The organism is Rhizobium centroccidentale, assembly GCF_030182565.1.
GTDB lineage: Bacteria > Pseudomonadota > Alphaproteobacteria > Rhizobiales > Rhizobiaceae > Rhizobium.
Genome location: NZ_JAQJCG010000024.1, coordinates 14,122 through 33,819 on the forward strand (window position 1 = coordinate 14,122; position 19,698 = coordinate 33,819).

The following is a 19,698-nucleotide window of genomic DNA, read 5'->3' on the forward strand; positions in this document are numbered from 1 at the left end:
AAACTCTCGAATGGAATGTGCCTATGGATCGTTTGAGCGGCTTGACGGCTTTCGTTCGCACGGCGGATCTCGGCAGCTTTGCTGCCGCCGGACGCGTGCTCGGCCTTTCGGCATCCGCTGTCGGCAAGGCGGTCAGCAATCTGGAGCATCAGCTTGGCGTTCGGCTGCTGCAGCGTTCCACACGGAGCATCCGGTTGACCGAGGAGGGGCGTCTCTTTCACGAGCGTTGCCGGCGGGTGCTCGACGATCTCGAGGATGCGCAGGCCTCACTTGCGCAGGCGGTTGCCGTGCCACGCGGGCGGTTGCGCGTCAGTGTGCCGATCGTCAGCTACCACTTCCTCTTGCCCGTCGTGCCGGAATTCGTGGCTCGCTATCCCGAGGTCGAGCTCGACATCGATTTCAACGACCGCATCGTCGATATGATCGAGGAGGGAGTCGATGTCGCGATCCGCAGCGGCGATCTGCCGGACTCTCGGCTGATATCGCGCACCTTGCGGCCGTTTCAGATGTTGCTCTGCGCTGCGCCCAGCTATCTCGAACGCTTCGGTATTCCCGGTTGCCCGCGTGATCTCAACGAGCATCTGGCCGTCAGGTTTCGCTTTCCCAACAGCGGCAAGCTGCAGGATTGGCCGCTGACCATGCCGGAAGGCGAGCCGGAGCTGCGCATGCGAACGGCCTTCTCCTGCAACAATATGGAGGCAGTGCGCGGCGCGACTGTTGCCGGTCTCGGCATCGGTTGCATGCCCGATTTCCTCGTGCGCAGCACGCTTGCGGAAGGAAAGCTCAGAACCGTTCTCGACGATTTCATCGACGAGCCCGCCCATTTCCATCTGCTCTGGCCATCCAATCGTCATATGTCGCCCAAGGTTCGGGTTTTCGTGGATTTTCTGAGCGAAAGGCTTTTCGCGAAAAGCTGCGATGTTTTGCCGGCGACGACCGCTGCCTGAGACACAGACCATCGTATCGGCTCGAGGTCCGCTTGCCTGCCGAGCGAGATAATTTCAGAATTGCCCGGGAGGCAGTTGTCGCGGGAGCTCGAGTTTGCGACGGTGTTTGCTCATATGCAGACTTGCCGCACGATCGGTCTGCAATCGCTAACTTTGGAAATCACGATGAGCCGCTTCTGGAGCCCTATTGTTCATTCCTTGATCCCCTATGTCGCCGGCGAGCAGCCGACCACAGGCGGCATAACCAAGCTCAACACCAATGAGAGCCCTTACGGTCCTTCGCCGCTTGCCCTGGAGGCGATCTCGAAGGCGACGTCCGATACGCTTCGGCTCTATCCGGATCCGACTGCGCGGGAGTTGCGTGTTACAATCGCCGACAGCTTCGGGCTCGACAAGGACGAGGTCTTCGTCGGTAATGGATCGGACGAGGTTCTCGCTCATACGTTCCAGGCGCTGCTGAACCATGATGAGCCTTTGCTTTTCCCCGACATCAGCTACAGCTTCTATCCGACCTATTGCCGCCTCTTCGGCGTGGCGTACCGGAAAGTTCCGGTCGATGCCGAAATGCGGGTCCGCCTCGAGGATTATCGCCAGCCCTGCGGTGCAATCATTCTGCCCAATCCCAATGCGCCGACAGGCATCGGTCTGCCTCTGGCTGATATTGAAACTCTTCTTAGGGATCATCCCGATCAGGTCGTCGTCATCGACGAGGCCTATGTCGATTTCGGCGGCGAGAGCGCGGTTCCACTTGTCCGGACATATCCGAACCTCTTGGTAATCCAGACCCTGTCGAAGTCGCGCGGGCTCGCCGGTCTGCGTGTCGGCTTCGCTGTTGGGCAGAGACCGCTGATCGAGGCACTGGAAAGGGTCAAGGACAGCTTCAATTCCTATCCTCTCGATCGGCTCGCGCAGACAGGTGCCGTCGCGGCCTGGAAGGATCGGGACTGGTTCGAACGCCATCGCGTCATGATCATCGCCAGCCGGGAACGGCTGGCCGCCAAACTCGAGGAGCTGGGCTTTTACGTTCTGCCGTCATCCGCCAATTTTGTGTTCGCGCGGCATCCGAGTAGGCCGGGTGTGGAACTGGCGGCAGAGCTGCGGAGCAGGAACATTCTGGTAAGACGGTTTTCCGCCGAGCGCATCAGCGACTTCCTGCGCATCACCATTGGAACGGATAAGGAGTGCGACCGGCTAGTGGCGGCGCTTGGCGAGATATTGCATTGACACTGGCAGCTCGGAAGGATTGCTTCAAAACTGTCAAAAAAGAACGAGTGGCCTCTACCGCAGCCGCAACGGCGCCACCAAGCGGCAAATGAAAAAGGCGGCTGAGCCGAGCTCGCCGCCTTATTTTTCAGATGCAGTAGCGATCAGATGTCGCTTGCCGCGTTCGCCCAGATTTCCGCGGCCTGCGCGGCGGTGACGCGGCGCACATCCGTTTCATCGCGGCGGCTGGCGAAGAGTTCGCTTGCCATGATCTGCTCGGCGAGATCGGCGGGCAAGGACAGCAGGACGCGCTGGCCATCCTTGTGGATGCCGCCGACATCGGAACGCTTGCCGGTGATCATGCCGCCGGCGACCGTGTTGTTGCTTTCAGGGTCGATCAGGATGAAGGAGCCGGTCGAGCGGTTCTGCTCATAGGGATCGAAGATGGCGCTCTCGTCGAAGGTCAGGCGAACCTTGCCGATGGCGTTCATCCAGAGTGCCTGCGCCGGAGCCCATGCGCCGGTCTTCAGCTCGAGCTGGGCGATCGGCTGCACCTGCACACGCTGGCGGCGGCTGCCGCTCTTCAGCCAGTAGCGCTTGCCGGGTTCGATGCCTTCCGGCTGCAGCGCGACGATCTGCGCATCGAAGGAGAGGCCGGTCTGCGGCTGGCTATCGATGGCGACGATCATGTCGCCACGCGACACGTCCACCTGGCGGTCGAGAACGAGGGTGATGGCATCGCCTGCGACCGCGGCGTTGCGCACGAGATCGAAGGTGACGATCTTGGAGACATTGGCGACCATGCCCGACGGCAGGATCATGACGCTGTCGCCCGGCTTCACCGAACCGCCGGCAACCGTGCCCTGATAGCCGCGGAAGCTCTCGCCGGGACGGGAGACGCGCTGCACCGAAAGGCGGAAACCGACCGTCTGGGCCGAGCGAACGGTCGCCAGTTCCAGCGTTTCGACCAGCGTCGGGCCGGTGTACCACGGCATGGCAGCCTGGCCGGAATAGACGACATTTTCACCCTTCAATGCCGACATCGGGATGGCGGTGATCTGCTTGACGCCGAGCGACAGTGCGAATTCGCGGAAGTCGTTGGAGATCTTTTCGAAGCCTGCGCGGTCGTAGTTCGTCAGGTCGATCTTGTTGACGGCAAGCACGAACTGCTTGATGCCGAGCAGCGACGCGATCGTCGCATGGCGGCGGGTCTGCTCAAGGATGCCCATGCGCGCATCGACCAGCAATACAGCGAGGTCGGCGGTGGAGGCGCCGGTTGCCATGTTGCGGGTATACTGCTCGTGGCCGGGTGTGTCAGCGACGATGAAGGAGCGCTTGTCGGTCGAGAAATAGCGATAGGCGACATCGATGGTGATGCCCTGTTCGCGCTCGGCCTGCAGACCGTCGAGCAGCAGCGCGAAGTCGGGCAGGCCGAGATCGTTCTGCTTGCCGGTGGAATCGCGCTGCAGCGTGGCAGCCTGGTCTTCCTTGACCGCCTTGGTATCCCAGAGGAGACGGCCGATCAGCGTGGACTTGCCGTCATCGACGCTGCCGCAGGTAATCAGGCGAAGCGGGCGTGAGTCGCGAAGGGCCTTGGCCGGTTCGGAGGCGGACCCAACAGCAGGCCCAACAACGGGCATCGTGACGACGTTGGCGTTTGCGGTCATCTCAGAAATATCCTTCACGCTTCTTCTTTTCCATGGAGCCGGACTGGTCGCGGTCGATGGCGCGGCCCTGTCGCTCGGAAACCGTGGCGATTTCCAGCTCTGCAATAATGTCTTCAAGGGTCGTGGCGGTGGAACGGATGGCCCCGGTCAGCGGGAAGCAGCCGAGCGTGCGGAAGCGGATGAGCTCCTCGCGCTTGGCTTCGCCGGGCAAGAGTTCCAGCCTTGGATCTGCCGCCATGATCATCATGCCGTCGCGCTCGACAATGGGACGCTTCGCCGCGAAATAGAGCGGCACGATCGGAATATCCTCGGCCTGGATGTAGCGCCAGATATCCACTTCGGTCCAGTTGGAGAGCGGGAAGACGCGCACGCTTTCGCCCTTGCGGATCTGGCCGTTATAGACGTTCCAGAGTTCCGGGCGCTGGTTGCGCGGATCCCAGCGATGGTCCGGCGTGCGGAAGGAATAGATGCGCTCCTTGGCGCGTGAGGCTTCCTCGTCGCGGCGAGCGCCACCGAAAGCCGCGTCGAACTGGCCGGCATCGAGCGCATGACGCAGCGCTTCCGTCTTCATGATGTCGGTGTAGCGGGCCGAGCCATAGGTGAAAGGCGTGATATTCTCTGCCTTGCCACGCGGGTTGATATGCTCGATGAGGTCGAGATCATACTTCTTCACGATCTCGTCGCGGAAGGTGATCATCTCGGCGAATTTCCAGCCGGTGTTCACATGCAGGAGCGGGAAGGGGACGCGGCCGGGATAGAAGGCTTTGCGCGCCAGATGCAGCAGCACCGACGAATCCTTGCCGATCGAATAGAGCATGACGGGACGCTCGAACTCGGCCGCAACCTCACGGAAGATGTGGATCGCCTCGTTTTCCAGCGCCTTCAGATGCGGATCGAGCGGTGGCTTGGCGCTTTGCGGATGGGAGATTTCCGTATCCGGACGGCTATCAGGCATTTATCACTCCAGAACTTTCAAATGTCCCGACCGAAACTTGGCCGGAAAGAATGGATGCGTTGGTTCCCGGTTGAACAGCGGCGTAGGAAACGCGCTTCGGATCGGTGTCGGGAGCCGGCGGGCGTATTATTGTGCTGGTGCGGCAGCACCTTCTTCGTGGACATGCAGGCCGCATTCGCGTTTTTCATCGTTTTCCCACCACCAGCGGCCGGCCCGCTCGGGCTCGCCCGGCTTGATGGCACGGGTGCAGGGTTCACAGCCGATCGAGGGATAGCCGCGCGCATGCAGCGGGTTCACCGGAACGCTATTGTCGGCGACATACGCGCGGATAGCATCGATGTCCCAATCGGCAAGCGGGTTGATCTTGATCAGGTTGCGCTCGGGATCGAATTCCGCAAAGGGCGTATCGGCGCGATTGGCGGACTGGCCGCGGCGCAGACCGGTGATCCAGATGGTGGCGCCCGAGAGTGCACGCGCAAGCGGCTTCAGCTTGCGCACGCCACAACAGGCATGCCTGGCTTCGACGCTCTCATAGAAACCGTTCAGACCGTATTTTTCGGCATAGGCGTCGATATCGGCCTGTTCCGGCTCGTAGCGGACGATCTTGATATCGTATTGGTTTTCCGTCTCGTCGATCAGAGCGAGCGTTTCCGGGAAGAGGCGGCCGGTCTGCAGGGTCGCCACTTCGATCGGCAGGCGGTGATTGCCGATCTCTGCCGTGATCACCTGATCCTCGATCCCGAGCGACGTCGTGAACACGGCACGGCCACCGAGGCCGGCCACAAGAGACAGGCGGCCGACAAGATCGAGCGATGCGAGCTGGCTGTTGAGCGTCGCGGCATCTTCAATAAGGGTAATGGCAGTCATGGGAATCCTGTCCTGATGTTGCCGGGAGTATCGCAGTTCGCAACGGCAGCGGACAGAAAAATAGATTTCGAAAGGGAACGCAGGAGAGTAAATATCTCCATGAAGCAGCGCCGATAAGAAAAAGCGACCGCCTCGGCTGTTAACCAAGGCGTTTTGCCGCCGGAAGCGGCCCTTCGGAAGCACCTGATATGGCTGACCATGTTTAAGTGCTTGCTTTAATGTCTATAGAAATAGTAGAGTTACACATAGCTTGTCAAACGGAAATCGGAAGTGATGCCCGAAATGATGCGCTGCGGCGGATTTTGCGCTAAACTATGGGCATAGCAACGAAGAATGATAACAAGTCTGGGTTGCTAACGTTTCCTGGCCGTGCGCCAAGGGTGTGAGTGCTTCGACATTGCCCCGGGGACGAGGGCTGAGAAGTTCTTTAGCGGACCGGCCGAATCGCTCGACCGGACGTATCGCATGTGTGTGTGAAGCGGTTCGAAATGATTACTCAGAAAGCAAAATATGCGCTGCGGGCGCTGTCTGCCTTGGCCCAATCCGAGGCGGGTGAGCCGATGATGATTTCCGACATCGCCGCCCAGCAGAAGATCCCGAAGAAATTCCTCGAACAGATCCTTCTCGACCTGAAGCATCAGGGTGTCGTCATCAGCCGTCGCGGCAAGCAGGGCGGTTATCTCCTGCGCAGACCGGCGGACGAGATCACCTTTGGCGAAATCCTGCGGGTCATCGATGGACCGCTGGCGCCGCTGCCCTGTCTCTCACTGACAGCCTATCGCCGATGCGACGATTGCGACGGTGAGCAGACCTGCGAAATCCGCCACGTCTTTGCCCGGGTGGCAGATGCGACCCGCAAGGTGTTGTTCTCGACGACCATCGCCGATGCCATCGCTCAGCCTGACGGTGCGGAAGTCGCCAGGCTGATGGCATAGGCAGGTCAAGGCGGGGAGGCCATACGGGGTGCCTTCCTCCGGAAACCGCGGAGCTTCGGCATTCAGCGGGTGGCGTGTTCCTCGCTGCCTTCCTTTTCTATAGCGCGCCGGGCGCGGATCGCTGCCGCGATGAAGACGCGGGACAGGCCATGATATAAGGGCTCGCGCGACAGCAACCGCGAGGTCACATAGCCGATCATCGATACCGCCATGATCGGGATGACGGCTTGATGGTCGCCGGTCATTTCCAGGATGATGACGAAAGCGGTCATCGGCGCCTGCACCACGCCGGCGAAATAGCCGGCCATGCCGAGGATTGCCGCAAGCGCCACGCCGCCGCCGATCAGCGTGCCAACCGTGCTGCCGAAGCCGGCGCCAACGGCAAGTGAGGGGGCGAAGATGCCGCCGGGAATGCCCGAGATCATCGACAGAAAGCTTGCCAGTAGCTTCTCGACGAAGAAGAGCAGGGGCAGGGCATGTCCTTCCACCGCGCCGCGGGCTTGCTCGTAACCGGTGCCGAAGGTCTGCCCGCCGGAGAGCACGCCGACGGCGGCAACGACAAGACCGCAGAGGCCGGCAAGGATCAGCATGCGTTTCAACGGCTGCGGTTGTGCCCAGCGGCGGATGCGGATACCGGCATAGAGCGCCAATCCACTGAAGGTGGCGCCGAGCGCGCCGCCGCCGACACCGCAGATCAGCATGACAATCCAGTCCCGAAGCATCGCCGGCGCGGCGTCGGCCGTGCCGAAGTAATTGTAGCTGCCGGAAAGGCCGAGTGCGGCAAGGCCGGAAAGAATAACGGCAGTCAGAACCAGACCGTTGGCGCGGGATTCATACGTGCGGCTCATCTCCTCGATGGCGAAGACGATACCAGCAAGCGGCGTGTTGAAGGCGGCAGCGATGCCGGCCGCGGAGCCGGCAAGGATCAGCCCCTTGGCCTGCGCCATGCCGCCGAAGCGGGCAACGGCCAGCATGAAGGACGCACCGACCTGGACCGTCGGTCCTTCGCGGCCGATCGAGGCGCCGCTCAAGAGGCCCAATATGGTCAGCACGATCTTGCCGAAAGCCAGCCTGAGCGAGAGCAGCTTCGTTCGATCCTCTTCATGATGCAGATGTCGCGCAGCAATCGCCTGCGGAATGCCGCTCCCTTGCGAATTGGGAAAGAGCGTCGCTGCAAGATAGGCTGATAGCACGAAGCCGAGCGGCGTCAGCACGAGCGGCAGCAGCCACATCCACTCGCCCGATTGCGTGACGCCGGTAAAAGTCCGCTGTGCCAGATCGGCGAGCTTGGCGAAACCGACACTGATGACGCCGATCGCCAGGGCACCTGTCCAGAACACCAAGCGCGGGCGCCAGAGATTGAAAGACCCCCAGAAAACGCGGGAACGGCGGAGGAGTTTGGATTTGCGGTAGATAGGGGGCATGGGATGTGTGACCGTTATGCTGGCCCGCATGCCCTTTAGAGGCATTTTTCCGGGCCGCTCACCTCGTGGGGAGAATTGCGATATCAATCTTTGTTACAGAATTTCCTTTTGCGGCCAAGGCTTAATCCACGTGTTGACCGTTTCGAGCGATCGAATAGAATGTATCGCAATTGCAATGCAAAGGGCCGATGAATGAAATCCGCTTCCATACCCCCCTTGAGGGTTGATCCCGCCTTGCGCGCCGCTGCTGAAAGCGTGCTGCGAGAGGGTGAGTCGTTGTCAGCATTTGTGGAAAGTTCGCTACGTGCGCAGATTGAACACCGCCGAACGAGGGCCGAATTCATCGCTCGCGGCCTTGCTGCGCGGGAGGATGCAAGGAAAACAGGCGTGTATCACAGCGCTGACAACGTGTTGGGAATGCTGAAGCGCAAACTTGAAGCTGCAAAAGCGTCCGGACGAAAATGACCTTTGCAGTGCGTTACTCCCAAGGCGCGCTCGATGATCTCGAACGACTCTATGACTATCTCCTGGTGAGAGACATCGAGCTTGCGGAAAAAGCCTATCAGGCGATTGCCAAGGCAACGGGATTTCTGGAGAATTTTCCGTTCAGTTGCCGCAAAGCGTCGGCGGACAATGCATTTCTCCGCGAACTCGTCATTCCTTTCGGCTCGTCAGGCTATGTCGCTCTATTCGAAATCGAGGATAGCGAGACGGTGACAATACTGGCGATCAGGCATCAGCGAGAGGAAGACTATCACTGATGCCCATCCATCCTACCGATCGCTCGTCTCCCAACGCGGATTGATCCAAGGCTCCTGGTTCGAACGGGCCAGCCGCGGCTTGCCGAGAATGTGGTCAGCCGCCTTTTCGCCGGTCATGATCGAAGGACCGTTCAGATTGCCATAGGTCACATGCGGGAAGATCGAGCTGTCGGCGACGCGCAAGCCATCGACGCCGATGACGCGGGTGTCGGGGTCTACGACCGCCATCGGATCGTCCTTCGCGCCCATACGGCAGGTGCCGCAGGGGTGATAGGCGCTTTCCAGATGCTCACGCAGGAAGGCATCGATCTGGTCGTCGGTCTGGACGGTTGCTCCTGGCTGGATTTCCGCGCCGCGATATTCGTCGAAGGCCTTCTGCCCGAAGATCTCGCGGGTGAGGCGCACGCAGTGGCGGAATTTCTCCCAGTCCTCCGGATGGCTCATATAGTTGAAGCGGATGACCGGATCGGCCTTCGGGTCGGAGGAGCGCAGCGTCACGTTCCCACGCGATTTCGACAGGTTGTAGCCGACATGCACCTGGAAGCCGTGGCTCTTGGCCGCCGCCTTGCCGTCGTAGCTGATGGCCACGGGCAGGAAGTGATATTGAATATCCGGCTGCTTGACGCCCGGCGCGGAGCGCAGGAAAGCGCAGGCTTCGAACTGGTTGGACGTGCCGAGCCCCTTCTTGAAGAAGAGCCACTGCGCGCCGGCGATCCCCTGCATGTACCAGGGCAGCCAGGAATAGAGCGACACCGGCTTCAGGCTCGTCTGCTGGAAATAGAATTCCATATGGTCCTGCAGGTTTGCGCCGACGCCTGGCCTGTCGACCTTCACCTCGATCCCCATGTCGCGCAGATGCTGGCCCGGCCCGATGCCCGAAAGCATCAGCAGCTTCGGCGAATTGAACGAAGAGGCGGAGACGATCACCTCCCGGTTTGCCTTGATGATCTCGATCTTGCCGTCACGCTCCACTTCGACGCCGGTCGCGCGGCCGTTTTCGATGACGATCTTGCGGGCGAAGCAGCGGATGAGCGTCACGTTAGGCCGCTTCAGGGCAGGCTTGAGATAGGCAGTCGCCGCAGACCAGCGCCGGCCCATCCAGGTCGTCTGCTCCATCAGGCCGAAGCCTTCCTGCTTGCTGCCGTTGTAATCGTCCGTCGCTTCGAAGCCCGCCTGCTTGCCGGCTTCGATGAAAGCGTGGAAGAGCGGATTGCGGGCATCGCCTCGGCGCACGTGCAGCGGGCCATGCGTGCCGCGCCATCCCTCTTCGCCGCCATGCGAATGTTCCATCCGCTTGAAATAGGGCAGAACGTCGGCATAGGCCCAGCCTTGGGCGCCGAGCTCTTCCCAGCGGTTGAAGTCTTCCGCATGGCCGCGCACGTAGACCATGCCGTTGATCGAGGAGGACCCGCCGATCACCTTGCCGCGCGGGGCGGTGATGCGTCGGTTGTTGAGCTGCGGTTCCGGCTCGGAAAGATAGCCCCAATTGTAGCGATCCATGCTCATCGGCCATGCAAGGGCCGCCGGCATCTGGATGAAGGGCCCGAAATCGCTGCCGCCGAATTCCAGAACGATGACCGAATGCTTGCCGTCTTCCGACAGGCGGTAAGCCATGGCGGAGCCGGCTGAGCCTGAGCCGACGATGACGAAATCTGCCTGTTCCATATCCATCTCCTGTGGCCGTCTCGATCCTTCGAGGCTCGCCTTTGGCGAGCACCTCAGGATGAGGCGGATCATCGTCCGTGCTTGCGGTTAACAGCTCTCGACCTCACCCTGAGGTGCCGCCACAGGCGGCCTCGAAGGGCGAGGTTGAGCCCCGAGGTTGCATCAATAAGGCGCCTGTACCGGCCCCATGCCGACATAGACCGTCTTCAGTTCCGAATAGTGCTCCAGCGCCGCCAGCGAATTCTCGCGGCCGAAACCGGATTGCTTGGAACCGCCGAAGGGGATTTCGACCGGGCAGAGATTGTAGGTGTTGATCCAGAGCGTGCCGGCTTCGAGCTGATCGACCACGCGGTGGGCGCGGGTGAGGTCGGCTGTGAAGACGCCGCCGGAAAGGCCGAATTCGGTGGCGTTGGCGCGGGCGATCGCCTCGCCCTCGTCATCGAAGTCGAGAACGCACATGACCGGCCCGAAGATCTCTTCGCGCGCGATCGTCATGTCGTCTGTGACGTCGGCAAACACCGTCGGCTGGATGTAGTAGCCTTCGCCGGAGACATTGTTCGGAATGCCGCCGCCGGTCAAAAGCGTCGCACCCTCGGCCTTGCCCTTTTCGATATAGGCGAGAACCTTTTCGCGCTGCGCCCAGGACACCATCGGGCCGATCTGCGTCGCCTCGTCCATCGGGTCGCCGATCAGCATGGCGTCGGTGCGGGTCTTCAGGCGCTTCAGGAATTCGGACTTGATCTTACGGTTGACGAAAACGCGGGTGCCGTTCGAGCAGACCTGGCCGGTCGAATAGAAATTGCCGAGCATCGCCCCGCCGATGGCGCTGTCGATATCGGCATCGTCAAAGACGATCAGCGGTGACTTGCCGCCGAGTTCCATGGTGACATGCTTGAGGCTGCCCGCAGCCGAAGCCGCCACCTTGCGGCCCGTCGGCACGGAGCCGGTCAGCGATACCTTGGCCACATCCGGATGGTTGATCAGCAGCGGCCCGGTTTCGCGGTCGCCCTGGATGACATTGTAGAGACCTTTCGGCAGACCGGCCTCGATGAGGATTTCAGCAATCTTCAGCGCGCCGAGCGGCGTGTTTTCCGAGGGCTTGAACACCATGGCGTTGCCGGCAACCAGCGCCGGCGCACCCTTCCAGCAAGCGATCTGCTGCGGATAGTTCCATGCGCCGATGCCGACGCACACACCGAGCGGCACGCGCTTGGTATAGGCGAAATCGCCGCCGAGCGGGATATAGGAGCCGTTGAGGCCGGCTGCCGCGATACCCCCGAAGAATTCGAAGCTGTCGGCGCCGGAGGTCGGATCGGCGACAATGGTTTCCTGGATCGGCTTGCCCGTATCCAGCGTTTCCAGTTCCGAAAGCTCGCGGTTACGCTCGCGCATGATGTCGGCCGCCCGCTTCAGGATGCGGCCGCGCGCCGTCGGGCTCATGGCAGCCCATTCCGGCTGCGCCCGCTTGGCGCTAGCGATCGCCTTTTCGACGATATCAGGCGTCGCCGCGTGCAAGCGGGCGATCACTTCGCCGGTTGCCGGATAGATGCTTTCGATAAGAGTGCCGTCGGTGTCCTCGACATATTCCCCGTCGATGAAATGCGAGGCTTTCGGTTGTGCGCGCATTATAGAACCCTCAATTCTTCGTAGGACACCATGACATGCTCTTGGAAAGCAGGCCGCTCGGTGAGGTTTTCGTAGTAGCGCTGCAGCCGCGGATGGGCAGGGCGCTTAATGTCGATGTCGAAATAGCGATAGAGAACATGCCCGAATTGTATGTCGGCCAGCGTCAGATTATCGCCGGCGAGGAAGCGATGCCGTCCGAACTGCGACTCGGCGATGTCTAGCTTCGCAGCAAGCGCGGCAACAGCGGCCACAATGGCCTTCTCATCCTTGAGAGCAGGGGCCGTGCGCACCGCGCGCCAGAATACCGGTCCGATGAAATTCAAGGCGATGTTGATCTTGGCCCATTCGGCCCATTTGTCGATCTGGGCGCGCCGCCGCTCGTCCTTCGGCCAGAAGGCATCCTCGCCATATTGGGCGGCGAGATAGCGCAGGATGGCGCCCGTTTCCCAGAGCGGCTCGTCATCGCCATCCCGCAGCGTCGGAACCGTGCCGTTCGGGTTCATCGCCAGGAATTCAGGCGTGTCGTTGACGCCATAGGTAAAGCCGGCATCGATGCGCTCAGAGGTAAGACCCAGCTCGCCGATGCACCACATCAGCGCCTGCACATTGGATGACGATTTGCGGCCCCAGACGGTCAGCATGTTCTCAGCCTTTCAACGCATTGAGATGGGTCGTCAGATAGTCTTCCGTCAGCGCGATCGAGGCCTCGGTGCTGATCGGCGCGGATCTGAGACCCTGCCGTATATAGAGCCCGTCGATCATCGCAGCCGCGCCCTCGGCGATGCGCCCTGCGTCGCCGACTGGGCACAGAGCCTTGAGATTGGCGACGAGATTCGAATGCAGGCGGCGTGCGTAGATGACGAGAAAGCGCCGCGTCTCTTCCGAGCGCTGCGCTTCGGCATAGAAGGCGAGCCAGGCAGCGATCGTTTCCGGTGCGAACTGATCTGCCTGAAAGCTGACGCGGATGACGGCGGAGAGCTTTTCGCGCGGCGTTTTCGCCTCGCGGAGCGCCGTCACGACGCTGTCGCGCAGCCGCTGTAGATGCACGCGGACGGTCTCGATCAGCAGCTGTTCCTTGCTGCCGAAGTAATGATGCGCAAGAGCGGGGGAAACGCCCGCCTGCTTGGCAATTTCGGACATGGTGACGGTTAGCGAGCCGTGATCGCCGATCACGCGCATCGCAGCATCCACCAGCGCCTTGCGGCGCACCGGCTCCATTCCGACCTTCGGCATAGCGTCAATCCCCAAGACTGAAGACGAGTGTATTTTTGATTGACTGATCAATCAATAAAAAAATCACGTGGCCGGTATTACCTGACGAAAAATCCGCAACCTCTTTCCGCACGGCATTTCTGTGCCATACTTCCTCATAGGAGGAGGTGCAGTCATGGTTGATATTCTTGATGAAGTTCCCCCATCCGCGATGCGCGACAAATGGGGTTGGTTTGTCGGACTTGGCATATTGCTGCTGATCTGCGGCGGCATCGCCCTTGGCAATCTGTTCATCGCCACGGTGGCTTCGGTCTATTACGTCGGCATGCTGATGCTGATCGGCGGCATCGTGCATCTGGCCCATGCCTTTCAGGTGAGGGGCTGGGAGCATATCCTGTTCTGGGTGCTGAGCGGCCTGCTCTATACGATTGCCGGCATCCTTGCCTTCGCCAATCCGCTGTTGGCTTCCGAGGCATTGACGCTGTTCCTTGCCCTAGCGCTTCTCATCGCCGGCACGTTCCGCGTCTGGGTCGGCCGCAAGCTGAAGCCCGAGCGCGGCTGGGTTTGGATCGTCATCAGCGGTCTTGCGACCGCCGTTGCAGGCATCGCCATCGCTCTCGGCTGGCCGGTCAACAGCCTTTGGATCCTCGGCCTTTTTCTGGCCTTCGATCTGATCTTCCAGGGCTGGACGCTGGTGGTCTTCGGCCTCGTGCTCAGGCGGTAGTGCATCTCCCAAAAGGGGTAACGCACTGCTACTTTTTGACAAGAAGCGTGAGCGGCGTTACTCTTTACGCCTCTGCCATATCAGGCAGAACGGCGTTGCGTTGATGTAATGGCAGTATCTTCATCTGGAAGTCCGCATGTCGAGGGACATGCTCGAAGAAACTGGTCCAAGCCGCGGAACATGGTTCCAGACAAATTTCCGCTAGATAACGTCAAGGGAGGAATATCATGCCAATGGTAACGGTTTCCATCTCTCCGCTTCAGGCTGCCGGCATCCGGGCAGCGGTCGACACCGGCACCTATGCCTCGAGCAGCGAAGTCGTGCGGGAAGCTCTTCGCATGTGGGATGCGGCGCGCAAGCGCGGTGACATTTGCGAGGTGCCGCGTGCTGCCAACGATGGCGCTGAGACGGCAAAGAGCGGCCGCTGCGTCGCCGATATGTTTGCCGACTACGAGGCAGAGCGGCACTCGAGCAATCAGCACTGAACCCCACTCGTGACGGCAGCCGCTCGGCTGCCGTGTGCTGGGTCTGCGCCCCGGCGAATGGTTAATATTGCTTTACCATTCATGAAACTTTCACATAGGGAAAAGGTTTCGTTGACGCTTTATGGCGCAATCTTGGGTCGAAAACGCGGTAAATCCAAAGTTTTACTTAAATAAATTAGATTAGAATCCGCAAGTGGAGATGGGCATGTCCCTGACTGCCGCAGTCGAGCCGGGCGTATTGCGCCGATATGCCAGCGACCAGATCGTCACTCTCGCCAAACTCGTCATCGAAAACGCATTCCAGCCGATCGTAGAGGCCGGTACGGGCACCGTTTTCGGCTACGAATCCCTGATGCGCGGCCAGGAACGCATCGGTTTCGGTAGCCCAGTGGAGATACTTGACGAAGCCGAGCGGAGCGGCCAGCTTCTCGGGCTGGAGCAGATGGTCACGAGCCGCGCGCTGGCAAAATTTGCGACCATGCCCAATATCGCCACCACGACGCTTTTCCTCAACCTGGATGTCCGGCTGATTGCGCAAGGCACCATCCTGGTCGACGGCCTGCTGCAGCATATGAGAAAGGCCGGTATCGCCCCTTCCTCCATCTGCTTCGAATTCTCCGAACGTTTCGACAATACCATCGTGCCGGAGTTTTCGACACTGGTTGCCAAGATGCGCAATGCCGGCTTCAAGCTCGCGATCGACGATTTCGGCGTCGGCTGTGGCGAGATGAAGCTGCTGTCCGATTATCCGGTCGACTATCTCAAGATCGACCGGCATTTCATCGTCGATATCGACCGCAGCGCCCGCAAGCGCCATATCCTTCGAAATCTCGTCAATATCGCCCATGTCCTCGGGACGCGCGTCATCGCCGAGGGCATCGAGACCGAGGCGGAGTTCCTGACCTGCCGCGAATTCGGCGTCGATCTCGTACAGGGCTGGTTCATTGCCCGCCCGACCGTACTGGTCAACGAGCTGAAACAGAGCTTTCCGCATCTGCAGGATCTCGGCAAGACGGCGCGCAACAGCCAGTCGCTCGATGAAATCCTTATCCGCAAGCAGATTGAAGTGCTGCCGACCATCCGCGAGAGCGATAGCATCGACAGCGTCTTCGAACTCTTCCGCCGCAATCCGCGCCGGGCTTATTTCCCAGTCGTGAATGCCAATGACGAGCCGCGTGGGATCATCCACGAATACCAGCTGAAGGAATATATCTATCAGCCCTTCGGCCGCGACCTTTTGAAGAACAAGGTCTACAAGCGTTCGATCTCGCATTTCGTCGAGATGGCGCCGATCGTCGGCCTCGATTCCGATGCCGATACGCTGATGACGATCTTCGCCAACATGGAAAGCAGCGATTGCCTGATCGTCACCGAAGGCACGCATTATGCCGGCATCGTCTCCGCTGCCTCTCTCATCAAGGTCATCAACGAAAAGCAGCTCAAGATCGCCCAGGACCAGAACCCGCTGACGGGCTTGCCGGGCAACAGGGCGATCCACGATTTCATGCAGAGCGCCGGCCGCGATGGAGATGAAATCAGACATTTCTGCTATTGCGACTTCGATAATTTCAAGCCGTTCAACGATGCCTATGGTTTCCATCTCGGCGACCATGCCATTTCGCTGTTCGCCGCCTTGATGCGCCGCTATTTCTTTGCCGAGCGCCATTTCCTCGGTCATGTCGGCGGCGACGATTTCTTCATCGGCGTCACCGGCTGGAGCATGCAGGAACTGCGCGAGGTTCTGGATCGGCTGCTTGCCGATTTCCATGCCGATGTTCTCGAACTCTATTCGGCTGAAGACCGTGCTGCCGGGCGCATTCATGGTCACGACCGCAGCGGCGCGGTCGCGGAGTTCCCGCTGATGCGTTGCTCGATTGGTATCCTGCAACTGCCGGAAGGGTTGGTGATCGACAACATCAACCGGGTCAGCACTTCCATCGCGGGTATCAAGGCGAAGGCAAAGGAAAGCGCCATTGGCGTAGCATTCCTCGGCTTGGCCGAGACGAATTGACGCCCTCCGGCACTCGGTCCTTTTCAAGCGCTTTGCGCTAAACTATCTCCACTGCTTTGCTGGGAGAGGAGATTGCGCCATGCCCTTGCCGTCTGAAATGCGTTTCGTGGATTTGCCGTCCTTTGGCGGGCCTGAAGTCATGACCATCGCCCGAAAGCCTCTTCCGGTGTTGAAGCCAGGCGAGATCCTGGTCCGCGTCGAGGCCGCCGGCGTCAACCGGCCGGATGTGGCGCAACGGCAGGGGACCTATCCGCCGCCGAAGGAAGCAAGCCCGATTCTGGGCCTCGAAATATCAGGCGAGGTCGTCGACGTCGCGCCCGGCGTGACGGAATTTGCCATCGGCAACAAGGTCTGCGGTCTCGCCAATGGCGGCGGCTACGCCGAATATTGCGTGCTTCCCGCCGGCCAGGCGCTGCGCTTCCCGAACGGTTATGACGCCGTCCGCGCGGCCGCCGTCCCCGAGACCTTCTTCACCGTATGGGCCAATCTCTTCCAGATGGCCGGCCTCACCGAAGGCGAAAGCGTGCTGATCCACGGCGGCTCCAGCGGCATCGGCACGACGGCGATCCAGCTCGCCCACGCTTTCGGTGCGACCGTTTATGCCACGGCTGGGTCGAAGGAAAAGTGCGAGGCCTGCGAGAAGCTCGGCGCCAGGCGGGCGATCAATTATAAAGACGAGGATTTCGCCGAGGTCATCAAGGCCGAAACGGAACATGGCGTCGATATCATCCTCGACATGATCGGCGCCGCCTATCTGGAGAAGAACCTCGCCTCGCTTGCCCGCGACGGCTGCCTCTCCATCATTGCCTTCCTTGGCGGCGCGGTGGCGGAGAAGGCCAACCTTGCGCCGATCATGGTCAAACGGCTGACCGTGACCGGATCGACCATGCGTCCACGCACGGCTGAGGAAAAGCGAGCCATCCGCGACGATCTTCTCGCCCAGGTCTGGCCGTTGCTCGACCAGGGCACCGTCGCTCCGGTCATTTATCAGACCTTCTCTTTCGACGACGTGGTCGAGGCGCATCGCTTGATGGAAACGAGCGATCACATCGGCAAGATCATGCTGAAGCTGGCTTGATCGTGAAGGACAGGATGACCGCGATCAGGCCGGGTATCGCCATCAGCGCATAGAGCCATGTCGCTGCAGAGAGGCCGCCGCTGATACCGCCAGGATGGGTCAGGCCCGCGCCATTGACGATGACGCCTGCGAGCGCTGCACCGAATGCGCCGCCCAGCGACTGCGTCATCGAGATCGCCGCCGAAGCCTTGTCCTGTTCGGCTCTGCGGGCGATGCCGATGATCCTGGTCACAAGATGCGCCCATCCTAAGCCGACGCCGAAGCCCATCAGGAACATGGCGATCACAGCCGGCGCGAATTCCGCGAGGTCGGAGAAAGGCATCGTGGTCGCCAGAAACGGGATCAGCGATGCCGTGGCCGCCGTTTCCAGAATGCAGCCGACAATGATGGCGACGGCCGCTGGCCTGCCCGAGAAAGAATTGCTGAAGAAGGCCGCGATGGTCCAGCCGAGCGCTACCAGCGCCACGAGATAGCCCGAGACCAGCGGCGTCACGCCATGGAGCGTCTGCAGGAAGTAGGGGATATAGATGTCGCTCGTCAGCACCAGCATCATCGTGAAGATCGTCAGATAGAGCCGCGCGATGGGATTGCTGAGCATGACGGCGCCATAGGGTAGCAGCCGCACTTCGCTCTTGCGCTCGATCAGCACCATTGTTGCGACGAGCACGATCGAAGCTGCGATCAGCACCGTCTTGTAGGATCCATGTTCGATCGTACCAGCGATGCTGACGAACAGGACGGCAATCAACAGAAGCCCGATCTGGGCGAGCGGCGTCCTCGTATCGATCCGGTCATCCGCAACATCGGGCAGCAGCCGGCGCGAGGAAAGCGCCATGACGACGGTCAGCGGCACGAGAATGATGAATGCCTCGCGCCATGCGCCTCCCGCGGCGAAGAGGCCGCCGAGGGTCGGCCCGAGCACGGTCGCCACACCCCAGATGGCGGCATAGAGGGTAGAGGCCTTGCGCCACAATATCTCCGGATAGACGAAACGGATGAAGGCATAGGCGAGGCCGGAGAGCATGCCGGCCCCATAGCCCTGGATGGCGCGACCCGCAAGCAATACAGGCATCATCGGTGCGATAGCACAGGCCAGGCTGCCGATGCCGAAAGTAAGCGCCGCCCCGACATAGACCGTGCGCAGGCCCATGCCCTTCGGCCGCGTGGCAACGGTAATCGAGCCAAGCACGCCAGCGGCGACGAAGAGCGTTGTCATCCATGAGAACAGTTCAAGGCCGCCGATGTCCCGGACGATTGAGGGCGCGATCGTCGCCGTGATGTAGGACTCGACGGCATAAAGCGTGACACCTCCGCCGAGCATCAGCGTCGCGGGCAGAAGTTTCGGCGAAAACAATGTGAAGACGGAAGAGGATGAGGCAGGGGCGGTGTTTTCGATGCTGGACATCGGGCGATCCTCGGTATTTTCCCTAGCGGTTGATTATTTTCCAAGTTATAATTTGGAAAATTACATCCCTGTCGGATTAAAACAAGAGAAAACTTGGAAAAATGCGCCAGTCACCTGCCAATCGAATTCTGATCCTGTTGAAAACCGACGGGCCGCAATTGGCGGCAGCCGTTGGCGATGCGCTTGGTATATCGTCGGAGGCAGCCCGTCAGCAGCTGACGAAGATGGCGGAGGAGGGATTGGTCGAGCCGGTGGCGGAAGCTGCCGGCGGCAGGGGCAGGCCGCGCCAGTTCTGGCATCTGACGGTGGCCGGCAATCGTCAATTTCCCGATGGCCATGCCGATCTCACCGCCACCCTGCTTGCGACCATGGCCAGTCAACTGGGGCAGGGTGCCGTCGACGCTGTCATCTCCGCCCGGGAAACGGAGACGCTTCGACGCTACCGAAGCGAAATCGACCTTTCGGCCGATCTGCCGTCGCGCGTCGCAAGCCTCGCTGCCATCCGCACGCAGGAAGGTTATATGGCCGATCACTGGCGGGACAAGGATGGCTCGCTGGTGCTGGTGGAGAACCATTGCCCCATTTGCGCTGCCGCATCTGCCTGTGCCGGCTTCTGCCGATCGGAGCTGGAGACTTTCCGCATGGTGCTTGGTGCTGATGTCGAACGGGATGAGCATATCCTGCTCGGCGCACGGCGTTGCGCCTACAGGATCCGCGACGCAGCCTGAGAGAT

General features: G+C 60.7%; 19 protein-coding genes. 10 read left to right on the top strand and 9 right to left on the bottom strand.

Going from position 1 to position 19,698, the window contains the following annotated elements; translation table 11 throughout:
- Positions 1-23 precede the first annotated feature (23 nt).
- Together PH562_RS25010 and hisC are read left to right on the top strand one after the other, a co-directional pair.
- Entirely contained in the window at positions 24-947 is a 924-nt protein-coding gene (locus PH562_RS25010; protein ID WP_285176423.1) for a LysR family transcriptional regulator, read from the top strand.
- Between the two features lie 165 nt (positions 948-1,112).
- Positions 1,113-2,171: a histidinol-phosphate transaminase gene (gene hisC / locus PH562_RS25015; RefSeq protein WP_285176424.1), complete on the top strand. Its 1,059-nt coding sequence runs from the start codon at positions 1,113-1,115 to the stop codon at positions 2,169-2,171.
- A gap of 143 nt (positions 2,172-2,314) precedes the next feature.
- Here the strand turns inward: hisC and cysN are convergent, their stop codons facing one another.
- The 3 genes from cysN to PH562_RS25030 all read right to left on the bottom strand — a co-directional run bounded on the left by cysN (position 2,315) and on the right by PH562_RS25030 (position 5,639).
- Positions 2,315-3,817, bottom strand: a complete 1,503-nt coding sequence (gene cysN, locus PH562_RS25020; protein WP_285176426.1) for a sulfate adenylyltransferase subunit CysN — start codon at positions 3,815-3,817, stop codon at positions 2,315-2,317.
- 1 nt (position 3,818) lies between these two features.
- Complete coding sequence (gene cysD, locus PH562_RS25025; protein WP_285176427.1) at positions 3,819-4,772, bottom strand: sulfate adenylyltransferase subunit CysD; 954 nt, start codon at positions 4,770-4,772, stop codon at positions 3,819-3,821.
- 126 nt (positions 4,773-4,898) lie between these two features.
- The gene (locus PH562_RS25030; RefSeq protein ID WP_285176428.1) at positions 4,899-5,639 is read right to left on the bottom strand and encodes a phosphoadenylyl-sulfate reductase; all 741 of its coding nucleotides are present in this window, start codon (positions 5,637-5,639) and stop codon (positions 4,899-4,901) included.
- 488 nt (positions 5,640-6,127) lie between these two features.
- On the opposite strand from PH562_RS25030, the gene PH562_RS25035 reads away from it, so the two are divergent.
- Positions 6,128-6,574, top strand: coding sequence for an RrF2 family transcriptional regulator (locus PH562_RS25035; RefSeq protein ID WP_285176430.1), 447 nt, complete (start codon positions 6,128-6,130; stop codon positions 6,572-6,574).
- Between the two features lie 62 nt (positions 6,575-6,636).
- Here PH562_RS25035 and PH562_RS25040 read toward each other — a convergent pair whose 3' ends face one another.
- Positions 6,637-7,998: a chloride channel protein gene (locus tag PH562_RS25040; protein WP_285176432.1), complete on the bottom strand. Its 1,362-nt coding sequence runs from the start codon at positions 7,996-7,998 to the stop codon at positions 6,637-6,639.
- A gap of 192 nt (positions 7,999-8,190) precedes the next feature.
- Between PH562_RS25040 and PH562_RS25045 the strand changes: the two genes are divergently transcribed.
- Complete coding sequence (locus PH562_RS25045; protein ID WP_113232319.1) at positions 8,191-8,463, top strand: YlcI/YnfO family protein; 273 nt, start codon at positions 8,191-8,193, stop codon at positions 8,461-8,463.
- Positions 8,460-8,759 carry a type II toxin-antitoxin system RelE/ParE family toxin gene (locus PH562_RS25050; protein ID WP_113232320.1) on the top strand — a complete coding sequence of 100 codons (300 nt, stop codon included), beginning with the start codon at positions 8,460-8,462 and terminating at the stop codon, positions 8,757-8,759. Before PH562_RS25045 ends, PH562_RS25050 begins: the two co-directional genes overlap by 4 nt.
- Positions 8,760-8,771: 12 nt before the next feature.
- Here the strand turns inward: PH562_RS25050 and betA are convergent, their stop codons facing one another.
- The 4 genes from betA to betI all read right to left on the bottom strand — a co-directional run bounded on the left by betA (position 8,772) and on the right by betI (position 13,283).
- Positions 8,772-10,424 carry a choline dehydrogenase gene (gene betA, locus PH562_RS25055; RefSeq protein WP_285176434.1) on the bottom strand — a complete coding sequence of 551 codons (1,653 nt, stop codon included), beginning with the start codon at positions 10,422-10,424 and terminating at the stop codon, positions 8,772-8,774.
- 162 nt (positions 10,425-10,586) lie between these two features.
- Positions 10,587-12,050, bottom strand: a complete 1,464-nt coding sequence (gene betB / locus PH562_RS25060) for a betaine-aldehyde dehydrogenase (protein WP_285176435.1) — start codon at positions 12,048-12,050, stop codon at positions 10,587-10,589.
- On the bottom strand, positions 12,050-12,691 hold the full coding sequence (locus tag PH562_RS25065; protein WP_285176437.1) for a glutathione S-transferase family protein: 642 nt from the start codon (positions 12,689-12,691) through the stop codon (positions 12,050-12,052). The genes betB and PH562_RS25065 overlap by 1 nt, the downstream gene beginning before the upstream one ends.
- A 4-nt stretch (positions 12,692-12,695) precedes the next feature.
- The gene (gene betI, locus PH562_RS25070) at positions 12,696-13,283 is read right to left on the bottom strand and encodes a transcriptional regulator BetI (RefSeq protein WP_285176438.1); all 588 of its coding nucleotides are present in this window, start codon (positions 13,281-13,283) and stop codon (positions 12,696-12,698) included.
- 154 nt (positions 13,284-13,437) lie between these two features.
- On the opposite strand from betI, the gene PH562_RS25075 reads away from it, so the two are divergent.
- The 4 genes from PH562_RS25075 (at position 13,438) to PH562_RS25090 (ending at position 17,560) form a co-directional block, all read left to right on the top strand.
- Positions 13,438-13,986: an HdeD family acid-resistance protein gene (locus PH562_RS25075; protein WP_285176441.1), complete on the top strand. Its 549-nt coding sequence runs from the start codon at positions 13,438-13,440 to the stop codon at positions 13,984-13,986.
- 227 nt (positions 13,987-14,213) lie between these two features.
- Positions 14,214-14,471 carry a ribbon-helix-helix domain-containing protein gene (locus PH562_RS25080; protein ID WP_285176443.1) on the top strand — a complete coding sequence of 86 codons (258 nt, stop codon included), beginning with the start codon at positions 14,214-14,216 and terminating at the stop codon, positions 14,469-14,471.
- Positions 14,472-14,676: 205 nt separating this feature from the next.
- Positions 14,677-16,482, top strand: coding sequence for a bifunctional diguanylate cyclase/phosphodiesterase (locus PH562_RS25085; RefSeq protein WP_285176444.1), 1,806 nt, complete (start codon positions 14,677-14,679; stop codon positions 16,480-16,482).
- 79 nt (positions 16,483-16,561) lie between these two features.
- On the top strand, positions 16,562-17,560 hold the full coding sequence (locus PH562_RS25090) for an NAD(P)H-quinone oxidoreductase (RefSeq protein ID WP_285176445.1): 999 nt from the start codon (positions 16,562-16,564) through the stop codon (positions 17,558-17,560).
- Here PH562_RS25090 and PH562_RS25095 read toward each other — a convergent pair.
- On the bottom strand, positions 17,541-18,965 hold the full coding sequence (locus tag PH562_RS25095) for an MFS transporter (RefSeq protein ID WP_285176447.1): 1,425 nt from the start codon (positions 18,963-18,965) through the stop codon (positions 17,541-17,543). The genes PH562_RS25090 and PH562_RS25095 overlap by 20 nt on opposite strands.
- A 101-nt stretch (positions 18,966-19,066) precedes the next feature.
- On the opposite strand from PH562_RS25095, the gene PH562_RS25100 reads away from it, so the two are divergent.
- Positions 19,067-19,693: a helix-turn-helix transcriptional regulator gene (locus PH562_RS25100; RefSeq protein WP_285176449.1), complete on the top strand. Its 627-nt coding sequence runs from the start codon at positions 19,067-19,069 to the stop codon at positions 19,691-19,693.
- Positions 19,694-19,698: the final 5 nt, after the last annotated feature.